This is a genomic window from Microbacterium sp. zg.Y909, assembly GCF_024626565.1.
In genome coordinates this window covers 1-8828 of the sequence record NZ_JANJFJ010000170.1, presented here as the reverse complement: position 1 = coordinate 8828, position 8828 = coordinate 1, and the positions used below count along the sequence as shown (strand labels likewise).

The 8828-nt window shown below is 72.2% G+C and carries 10 protein-coding genes; 6 read left to right on the top strand and 4 right to left on the bottom strand.

Going from position 1 to position 8828, the window contains the following annotated elements; all coding sequences use genetic code 11:
- The coding region (locus NQ160_RS12970; RefSeq protein ID WP_257515643.1) for a gamma-glutamyltransferase family protein at positions 1-1468 on the top strand (1468 nt) is incomplete at its 5' end.
- 126 nt (positions 1469-1594) lie between these two features.
- Positions 1595-2947, top strand: a complete 1353-nt coding sequence (locus NQ160_RS12965) for an HNH endonuclease signature motif containing protein (RefSeq protein WP_257515642.1) — start codon at positions 1595-1597, stop codon at positions 2945-2947.
- An 86-nt stretch (positions 2948-3033) separates the two neighbouring features.
- On the opposite strand, the gene NQ160_RS12960 is transcribed toward NQ160_RS12965, so the two are convergent.
- Positions 3034-3699, bottom strand: a complete 666-nt coding sequence (locus NQ160_RS12960) for an alpha/beta hydrolase family protein (RefSeq protein ID WP_257515641.1) — start codon at positions 3697-3699, stop codon at positions 3034-3036.
- The gene (locus NQ160_RS12955) at positions 3696-4343 is read right to left on the bottom strand and encodes a general stress protein (protein WP_257515640.1); all 648 of its coding nucleotides are present in this window, start codon (positions 4341-4343) and stop codon (positions 3696-3698) included. The genes NQ160_RS12960 and NQ160_RS12955 overlap by 4 nt, the downstream gene beginning before the upstream one ends.
- 73 nt (positions 4344-4416) lie before the next feature.
- Between NQ160_RS12955 and NQ160_RS12950 the strand changes: the two genes are divergently transcribed.
- Genes NQ160_RS12950 through NQ160_RS12940 form a run of 3 tightly spaced genes read left to right on the top strand, consistent with a single transcriptional unit; the run spans position 4417 to position 7447 of the window.
- Positions 4417-5703, top strand: coding sequence for a magnesium transporter MgtE N-terminal domain-containing protein (locus NQ160_RS12950; protein WP_257515639.1), 1287 nt, complete (start codon positions 4417-4419; stop codon positions 5701-5703).
- The gene (locus NQ160_RS12945) at positions 5703-6305 is read left to right on the top strand and encodes a DUF1003 domain-containing protein (RefSeq protein WP_257515638.1); all 603 of its coding nucleotides are present in this window, start codon (positions 5703-5705) and stop codon (positions 6303-6305) included. The genes NQ160_RS12950 and NQ160_RS12945 overlap by 1 nt, the downstream gene beginning before the upstream one ends.
- Positions 6302-7447 (top strand): Mrp/NBP35 family ATP-binding protein, encoded by a 1146-nt coding sequence (locus tag NQ160_RS12940; protein ID WP_257515637.1) that lies wholly within the window; start codon positions 6302-6304, stop codon positions 7445-7447. The genes NQ160_RS12945 and NQ160_RS12940 overlap by 4 nt, the downstream gene beginning before the upstream one ends.
- Before the next feature lie 11 nt (positions 7448-7458).
- On the opposite strand, the gene NQ160_RS12935 is transcribed toward NQ160_RS12940, so the two are convergent.
- On the bottom strand, positions 7459-7842 hold the full coding sequence (locus NQ160_RS12935) for a Sec-independent protein translocase TatB (protein WP_257515636.1): 384 nt from the start codon (positions 7840-7842) through the stop codon (positions 7459-7461).
- Between the two features lie 70 nt (positions 7843-7912).
- On the opposite strand from NQ160_RS12935, the gene NQ160_RS12930 reads away from it, so the two are divergent.
- Positions 7913-8545, top strand: a complete 633-nt coding sequence (locus NQ160_RS12930; protein ID WP_257515635.1) for an O-methyltransferase — start codon at positions 7913-7915, stop codon at positions 8543-8545.
- A 57-nt stretch (positions 8546-8602) separates the two neighbouring features.
- Here NQ160_RS12930 and NQ160_RS12925 read toward each other — a convergent pair whose 3' ends face one another.
- A complete protein-coding gene (locus NQ160_RS12925; RefSeq protein WP_257493131.1) occupies positions 8603-8776 on the bottom strand; it encodes a DUF3117 domain-containing protein in 174 nt (57 codons plus the stop codon).
- Between the last annotated feature and the right edge of the window lie 52 nt (positions 8777-8828).

The window sequence follows — 8828 nt, the reverse complement described above, 5'->3', positions numbered from 1 at the left end:
GGGGCTCGCCGCCGCGGTGCCCGGGGCCGTGGACGCCTGGCTCGTGCTGCTGCGCGACCACGGCACGTGGGAGCTGGGCGACGTGCTGTCGTTCGCAATCGGCTACGCCCGCGACGGGCACCCCCTGCTGCCCGCTGCGGCGGCCACCATCGCACGGGTGGCGGAGCTGTTCCAGGACGCCTGGCCGAGTTCGGCAGAGCTGTGGATGCCGGACGGCGACGTGCCGGCGGCCGGGTCGCTCGTGCGCAATCCGGCATACGCCGCCGTGCTCGAGCGGCTCGTGGCTGCCGGCGACGGCGCCGCCGATCGCGGCGCGCGCATCGACGCCGCGCGTCGGGAGTGGAAGACCGGGCTCGTCGCGCAGGCGGCATCCGCGTTCCTCGCCCGGCCGCACCGGCACTCGTCGGGCACCGACCACGCCGGCGTCATCACCCCCGCCGACTTCGCGGCGTTCGACGCCGGGTACGAGGCCGCGGTCACCGCGTCGTTCCGCGGCCATGTGGTGGCCAAGGCGGGGCCGTGGACGCAGGGCCCGGCGCTGCTGGAGGCTCTGCGGATCCTCGACGGCTTCGACGACGAGGCGCTGGACCCCGCGACCGCTCGGGGCGCCCATACGATCATCGAGACGCTCAAGCTCGCCCTGGCCGACCGCGACGCATACTTCGGCGACGCCGCTGACCCGGCCCTCGTCGCCGGCCTGCTGTCGGAGGAGTACGTGGCATCGCGTCGTGCGGAGATCGGCGAGCGGGCATCGCGGGAATGGCGGCCGGGTGCGCTGCCGGGCATCGCGCCGTTTCATCCGCCGCTGAATCAGGAACCGGCCGGTGGCGGCGCACCGGCCGGCGTGGGTGAGCCGACCGTCGCGAAGACGGGCGCGACCCGGGGCGACACCTGCCACATCGACGTCGTCGACCGCTGGGGCAACATCGTCGCGGTCACGCCGTCGGGCGGATGGCTGCAGTCGTCGCCGACGGTCCCCGAACTCGGATTCTGCCTCGGCACCCGCTTGCAGATGACCTGGCTCGACGAGGCATCCCCCGCCGCGCTGCGGCCGGGCATCCGGCCGCGCACCACGCTCACCCCCACACTCGTGTCACGCGACGGCGCACCCGTGATGGCGCTCGGCACTCCGGGCGGCGACCAGCAGGAGCAGTGGCAGCTGCCGATGCTGCTGCGGATGCTGGTGGGCGGATACACCGCGCAGCAGGCGATCGATGCGGCGACGCTGCACACCACCGCCCTGGTGGATTCGTTCTGGCCGCGCACCCGGACGCCCGCGGGCGTCATCGCCGAGGACCGCGTGGGCGACCAGGTCATCGGCGAGCTGACCGCGCGCGGACACGATGTCACCGTGAGCGGCCCGTGGAGTCTCGGCCGCCTGAGCGCCGTCGGCATCGACCGCAGTCGCGGCGTGCTGTGGGCAGCGGCCAATCCGCGTGGGATGCAGGGGTACGCCGCGGGGCGGTGAGTCGCGGGGGCGGCGCCAGCCGTCGTTTCCTCCCCAGGACGCGCGTGGTGCGAGTTGTCCACAATCGGCGGGTGACCTGGGATTTGCGTGCCGTCAGTGTCGGTGGCCCTCGGCAGAATAAGGGGCATGAACAGCTCCCCGACCACCACTCGCGACGACGTATGGTCCTTGACGGATGACGTGTTGTCGTTGACGGATGTGGTGGCCGAGATGGTGGATGCCGACCGTCAGCTCGCCGCGATCCAAGCCTGGCAGTTGGGACTGCTGGCGCGGGCGGGGGCGATCGCGGCGGCGCAGACCGCGCAGATCCCGATCGCCGCGCAACGGGAACGGGAGATGCCGTTGCGGTCCGTCGCGGGGGAACTGGGCGCGGCGCTGCGCCAGTCCGACCGGGGCATGCAGAACCGCATCCACCACGCCACCCTGCTGCGCGAACGGTTCCCCGCCACCGTGACGGCGTTGGCGGAGGGGCGGATCGACATCGCCCACGTCCGGGTCATCGACGACGCCGGGGCGCGGATCACCGACCCTGATGTGCGGGCGGTGTTCGAGCAGGCCGCGCTGGCCGTGGCGGAGCGGGAGACGGCGGGGCGGGCGAAGCCGGTCATCACCACCCTCGCGCACCGCATCGACCCCGTCCCGCTCACGGAACGACACGCCACCGCGGCGGAGACTCGGCGGGTGTGGGTGCGGGACCTGGACGACGGGATGGCGGAACTGGTCGCCCTCCTGCCGGCACCGCTCGCTTACGGCATCCGCGGCCGTCTCACCCAATACGCCCGCGCGCTCCGCGACCGCACCGCGGGCGAGGCGGCCGAGGTGGGCGACGTAGCCGACGACACGTCAGAACCACCCACTGCCGCAGACTGCCGGACGGTGGATCAGCGGCGCGCGGACGTGTTCTCCGACCTGCTGCTCACCGGACACGCCACCGCCGAAGCCTCCGACGCGACCCGCTGCGAGACCGACGCGCTCATCGCCCACATCGAGGTCACCATCCCCGCCGCCACTCTCACCGGCCAGAACATCCCGGCCACGTTCCGCGGACACGGGCCGGTCGACCCCGACACCGCCCGCCACCTCGCTTCGCTCGCCCCCACCTGGGACCGGCTGCACCTGAACCCCGACACCGGGGCCGTGGAACACACCGACGACTACCGGCCCACCCAGGCCCAGCGCCGCCTTCTCCGCGCCCGCGACGAGCACTGCCGGTTCCCCGGCTGCCGCACCAGCGTCTGGCACTGCGACATCGACCACACCATCGACCACGCCCACGGCGGCCCCACCCGCGTCTGCAACCTGGCACACCTCTGCAAGCGGCACCACACCCTCAAGCACAGCACCGCGTGGACCGTCGCGCAGCACGGCGGTGGAGTGCTCGTGTGGACCAGTCCCACCGGTCGGGTGTACACCGACGTGCCGCCCCGGACCCTCGAGTTCACCGCGCCGGCCGCCAGCGGGGCTCCGCCACCGTTTTAGGCCGTGTCGATCAAGCTGGTGCGTAGCCGGCACAGGGTTGGGGCGCAGCGCACCGTAGCGAGGTGCACGGTGTCCCGCCGGCAGCGTCAGGAATGCGCGCGCATCCACGCGGCGACGATCGGCGCCAGACCTTCTCCCACTTCGTCCGCGGGGCGCTTGCGCCCCTTCACCTCGAACGAGTGGTTTCCCCCGTCGATCCAGTGCACCGCGGCCTCCCGGCACGACGCGACCGCATCGGCGAGCTGCTCGTGCGGGTCGACGAACGGGTCGTTCGTCCCCTCGACGAACAGCTGCGGAGGCACGACGTCCGCAAGATGCGCGACCCGCGGCTTATCGGGGCGGCCGGGGGGATGCAGCGGATAGCCGAGGTACGCGAGCCCGTCGGGCGCGATTGCTCCCTCTGCCGCAGCCATCGACGCCATGCGGCCCCCGTACGACTTGCCCGCCGCCCACATCGCCAGCCCCGGCGCCTCGGCGCGCAGTGCCGCCTCGGCCGCCCGCCAGGTGGCCACCGCGTGTGCGGCCGGCCCCGGCATGCGACGGCCCGCCTGCACATACGGAAAGTTGAAACGCAGGGTCGCGACGCCCGCGGCACGCATGCCGCGCGCGAATCCGACGAGGAACGGGTGCGAGTATCCGGCACCGGCCCCGTGGGCGACCGCCATCGTCGCCCAGGAGTCCTCGGGCGCCTCGAATGCGGCGGAGACCGTCACCTCACCGGCGGGAAGCGCGACGGTGAGTCCGTCGATCATGTCCGCGGGGAGCCCTCGCCGGCGGGGTCGTCGCCCTGCGGTGCGGCCGGAGTGGGCGGCACGATCCGCTCACCGTACCGGGGCGGCTCGTTCGGGTCGTCCAGCGGGGGACGCGGCGCGGGGGCCTGGCCCGGCGCGGGCGTCGCGCCGGGGTCTACGGGCGAGGCCACCGGCGCGTCGACGCGTCCCAGCGCCTGACGGGCCTTGTGCACGCTCGCCGGCAGCACCGTCACGTCGTAACGGTCGGCGACGACCTGGGTGATCGAGGCGTAGTCCCGGCGTCGGCGGATGAGCGAATACGTGATGATGCTCATCAGCATGCCCACGGCGATGCCGACGAAGAGCACCCCGACGAACAGCTGGATCGGCACCTCAGGTGTGCCGAGCACGAAGATCGCGGCGAAGAGCATTCCCAGCAGCAGTCCGTTTATGGCGCCCTGCCGGGCGGCGGTGGCGTAGCCGAGCCGGCCCGTCACCTTCTCGATGGACCGCAGGTCCTGCCCGACGATCGCGATATCACGCGCCGGCACGTCTGCCGCGATCATCGCCGAGACGGCCTTCTGGGCGGCCTCGTACGTGGTGAAGCTCGCCACCGTATCGCCGACCGCGTTGCGCCCCGACCCGAACGGCCCCATCATGCTCATCCCCCCATCTTCGCACGCGGTGTCGCGGCGGGCCCGGGGCGGGCGACCCGCGACGCCGACTACGCTGGGTGGGGTGAGCACGCAGAGGGTCTTCGTCGCGCGGCTGGTCGGCTGCGCGGTCTTCGACCCCGCCGGCGACCGCCTCGGCAAGGTGCGCGATGTCGTGGTCATCTTCCGCAAGGACGACCCGCCACGCGTGATCGGGCTGGTGGTCGAGATCCCCGGCCGGCGCCACGTCTTCCTCTCCATCGGGCGCGTCACATCGATCGCGACCGGCCAGGTCATCACGACCGGCCTCATCAACGTGCGGCGCTTCCAGCAGCGCGGCGGCGAGGTGCGCGTGATGGCCGAGCTGCTGGGACGCCGGGTCTACCTGCGCGACGGCAGCGGCACCGCCGTCATCGAAGACGTTGCGATCGACCGCAACCGCATCGGCGACTGGGACGTGTCGCAGCTCTTCCTGCGGCGCCCCAAGACGAGCGCCTCGCCGTTCGCGAAGGGCCCCACGACGTTCGCGGCGTGGAACGAGGTGCGTGAGGACCAGGCGCCCGGCGAGGCCCAGTCAGCCGAGCAGCTGGTGGCGACGTACTCCGAGCTGCACGCGGCCGACCTGGCGAACACTCTGCTGGACCTCCCCGCCGAGCGCCTGCTCGAAGTCGCTGAAGAGCTGCCAGACGACCGGCTCGCCGACGCCCTCGAGGAGATGCCCGAGGAGGACCAGATGCACATCCTCGAGCGCCTCGGCGACGAGCGCGCCGCCGACATCCTCGACCACATGGAGCCCGACGACGCCGCCGACCTGCTCGGCCAGTTCCCCGAGGGGCGCATCGCCCAGCTGCTCGAGTTGATGGAGCCTGACGAGGCCGAGGACGTCCGCGCGCTCCTGGAGTACGGTCCGGACACCGCCGGCGGTCTCATGACCAACGAGCCGATCGTACTGTCGGCCGAGAACACCGTCGCCGAAGCGCTCGCGCTCATCCGCCGCCACGAGCTGCACCCCGCCCTCGCCGCCTCGGTGTACATCACCCTCCCCCCGTTCGAGACGCCGACCGGGCGTTTGCTGGGGGTCGTCCACTTCCAGCGCATGCTGCGCTACCCGCCGCACGAGCGCTTGGGTGCCATCATCGACGACTCGATCGAAGCGGTCCCGGCGACGGCTCCCGCCTCCGAGGTGGCGCGGCTGCTCGCCACCTACAACCTCGTGTCGCTTCCCGTGGTCGACCAGGGGCACCACCTCGTCGGAGCGGTCAGCGTCGACGACGTGCTGGACTACCTGCTGCCCGAGGATTGGCGCTCACCCGAACCCGCACCGCACGCCGCGGCAGCCCTGCGGCCCGGAACGCCGACGGGGAAGCGCTGATGGTACGCGCGAAGAAGGCCTCGCTCGAGGCGCCCCGCGGCCGGCCCGGCGTGCTTCCCCGCCAGCCGCAGCCGTCGAGCGATCGGTTCGGCCGTTTCACCGAATGGATCGCCCGCGCGATGGGCACGCCGCTGTTCCTGCTGATCCTGAGCCTGTTCTGCATCATCTGGCTCAGCTGGAACACGATGGCGCCGATGAACCTGCGGTTCGACTCCGCCGCCAACGGCTTCACTGCCCTGACGCTCATGCTCTCGCTCCAGGCGTCGTACGCGGCGCCACTCATCCTGCTGGCGCAGAACCGCCAGGACGACCGTGAGCGCGTGCAGATCGAGCAGGACCGCCAGCGCGCCGAACGCAACCTCGCCGACACCGAGTACCTGGCCCGCGAGATCGTGGCGCTGCGCATGGCGCTGACGGATGTGACCAAGGAGGTCGTCACGAAGGACGTCCTGCGCCAGGAGCTGGCCCGTGCCCTCGAGCAGCTCGACGACCGGGATGCCGCGCGCGACCGGGCCGCCCACGACGCCCCCGCACCCCGATACCCCGACCTCGAGGCCGACGGCGCGCGCGAGGGGCACCAAGACGCAACGGGCCGGTCGTGACCCCCCTCGACGACGCCGTGCGCGCGGCAGTCGGCGCTGTGGTCGACCCGGAGCTGCGCCGCCCCCTGTCAGAGCTCGACATGGTGCGCGACGTCGCGGTGCACGACGGCGTCGCTCAGGTCGGGGTCGACCTCACCATCGTCGGCTGCCCCGCCGCCGCCCGCATCGAATCCGACGTCCGCACCGCCGCGGCATCCGTCCCCGGCATCACCGCCGTCGACGTACGGGTGGGTGTGATGACGCCGGCGCAGCGTGCCGCGTTGACGGAGCGCCTGCGCGGCGGGCGCGCTGCGCGCCAGATTCCCTTCGGTCCCGAATCCCTCACCCGCGTGATCGCCGTCACCAGCGGCAAGGGCGGCGTCGGCAAGTCGACGCTCACCGCCAACCTCGCCGTGGCCCTCGCCGCCCGGGGGGCGGCCGTCGGGCTCATCGACGCCGACGTGCACGGGTTCTCGATTCCGGCGCTGCTGGGACTCGTCGAACCCGACGGGCTGCCGCCCCAGCCCACGCGCATCGACGAGCTGATGCTGCCGCCGGTTGCCTACGGCGTGAAGACGATCTCGATCGGCATGTTCCTCCCCCGCGACGCCGCCACGCCCGGCGCCGTCGCCTGGCGCGGACCCATGCTCCACCGCACAGTGCAGCAGTTCCTCACCGACGTGTACTTCGGGGATCTCGACGTGCTTCTCCTGGACATGCCTCCCGGCACCGGCGACGTCGCCATCTCGGTGGGTCAGTTCCTCCCTCACGCCGAGGTGCTCGTGGTCACGACGCCCCAGGCGGCGGCATCCGATGTGGCTGTGCGCAGCGGGCTGGTGGCGCGCCAGACCGGTCAGCGCGTGATCGGCGTCGTGGAGAACATGTCCGCCATGACCCTGCCCGACGGCACCGTCGTCGACCTGTTCGGCTCGGGCGGCGGGCGAGCGGTGGCTCAGGCGCTGTCGACCGACGGTCACGCCGTTGCGCTGCTGGGAACGGTGCCGCTCAGCCCGGCGCTGCGTGCCGGCGGCGACGCGGGGGTCCCCGTGGTGCTCGGCGCCCCCGGCGACCCGGCAGCGGCTGCGATCACCGCACTCGCCGACGTTCTGCTCGCGCAGGGGCGCGGTCTCGTCGGCCGATCCCTGCCCTTCTCCCCCGCCTGAACCTCAGCGGCTCAGGTCGCCTCCGAGTCGAAGGGCGGCGGCCCCTCGGGGCGCTCGACCGGCGGTGACGTCGGCGTCGGGGCCGCAGCAGCGGTCACCGCGGCGCCGGCCGCTGCCGCTCGCACCGTGGGCGTCGGCGCGTCGTCGAGGAGCGCCTCACGGATGATCCGGCGAGGGTCGTACTGGCGAGGATCGAGCTTGCGCCAGTCGACGTCGTCGAGGTCCTCGCCCATCTCCTCCTTGACGCGGGTCTTCGCACCCGAGACCCACTCCCGCACACGCACGGTGAACCGGGCAAGGGCCTCGGCGTACCCGGGCAGTCGGTCGGGTCCGATCAGCATGCCGGCGATCACGGCGATCAGCAGCAGCTTCTCCCACGTGAGCCCGAAAACCATGCCTCCAGGTTACCCGTGCGCCTGACCGGTCGCGGCGCTCCGGCCGCGTACGCTGACAGCTGGAGGTCCCATGGGCGAGCACGACGCGAACCGCAGGTTCGCAGCCGAAGTCACAGTCGAACCCGACGCGATCAGCAGGGCACGCGCACACGCGCTGGAGCTCGGCGCCGATCCCATCAGCGCTCCGGTCGGTGCCCAGTGCGCGGTCATCGCCGCGGCATCCAAGGCGCTGAACATCGTGGAGGTGGGCACCGGGGCGGGGGTCTCCGGGCTCTGGCTGCTGCACGGTTCGCCGCGGGCGACGCTGACCACCATCGACGTCGAGCCCGAGCACCTGGGCGCGGCCCGCCAATCCTTCGCCGCGGCGGGTGTCGCGCCCGCCCGGGCACGTTTCATCACCGGGCGCGGATCGAGCGTCCTGCCTCGCATGAACGAGGCGTCCTACGACATCGTCCTGATCGACGCCGATCCGGAGGGCGTCATCGAGTACGTCGAGCACGGTCTGCGACTGGTCCGCGCCGGTGGCACGGTACTCGTGCCGCGTGTGCTGCACGGCGGTGCGGTGGCCGACCCGGTGCGGCGCGACGCGGTGACCAGCGCCTACCGTTCCCTCATCCAGGAGACGCAGTCCTCCCCCGCCGTCATCGGGGCACTGTCGATCGTCGGCGATGGGCTGCTGCAGCTGACCACGGTCGCCCACTGACGGCGAACAACGAAGCGGCCGGTCAGAACTGACCGGCCGCTTCGCGGAGGGAGCGTGTCACGCAGGGTTCACAACGCCGCCGAGGACGCTGTACAGCTCTTTCGCCTCGTCGTCGTTGACGGAAACGACCAGGCGACCCCCACCCTCGAGCGGGACGCGCACGATGATCAGGCGCCCCTCCTTAACGGCCTCCATCGGTCCATCCCCGGTTCGCGGCTTCATGGCTGCCATTACGGGCTCCTTTTCCATATAGGTGTGGTCCCTGAGTTTATCGTGTGAAACC

What these genes read in the sequence shown, in the direction of transcription:
- NQ160_RS12955 (WP_257515640.1), bottom strand. Translation starts at nt 4,343, where the DNA reads ATGAGCATGATGGGGCCGTTCGGGTCGGGGCGCAACGCGGTCGGCGAT.
- NQ160_RS12965 (WP_257515642.1), top strand. Translation starts at nt 1,595, where the DNA reads ATGAACAGCTCCCCGACCACCACTCGCGACGACGTATGGTCCTTGACG.
- NQ160_RS12930 (WP_257515635.1), top strand. Translation starts at nt 7,913, where the DNA reads ATGGGCGAGCACGACGCGAACCGCAGGTTCGCAGCCGAAGTCACAGTC.
- NQ160_RS12945 (WP_257515638.1), top strand. Translation starts at nt 5,703, where the DNA reads ATGGTACGCGCGAAGAAGGCCTCGCTCGAGGCGCCCCGCGGCCGGCCC.
- NQ160_RS12935 (WP_257515636.1), bottom strand. Translation starts at nt 7,842, where the DNA reads ATGGTTTTCGGGCTCACGTGGGAGAAGCTGCTGCTGATCGCCGTGATC.
- NQ160_RS12925 (WP_257493131.1), bottom strand. Translation starts at nt 8,776, where the DNA reads ATGGCAGCCATGAAGCCGCGAACCGGGGATGGACCGATGGAGGCCGTT.
- NQ160_RS12960 (WP_257515641.1), bottom strand. Translation starts at nt 3,699, where the DNA reads ATGATCGACGGACTCACCGTCGCGCTTCCCGCCGGTGAGGTGACGGTC.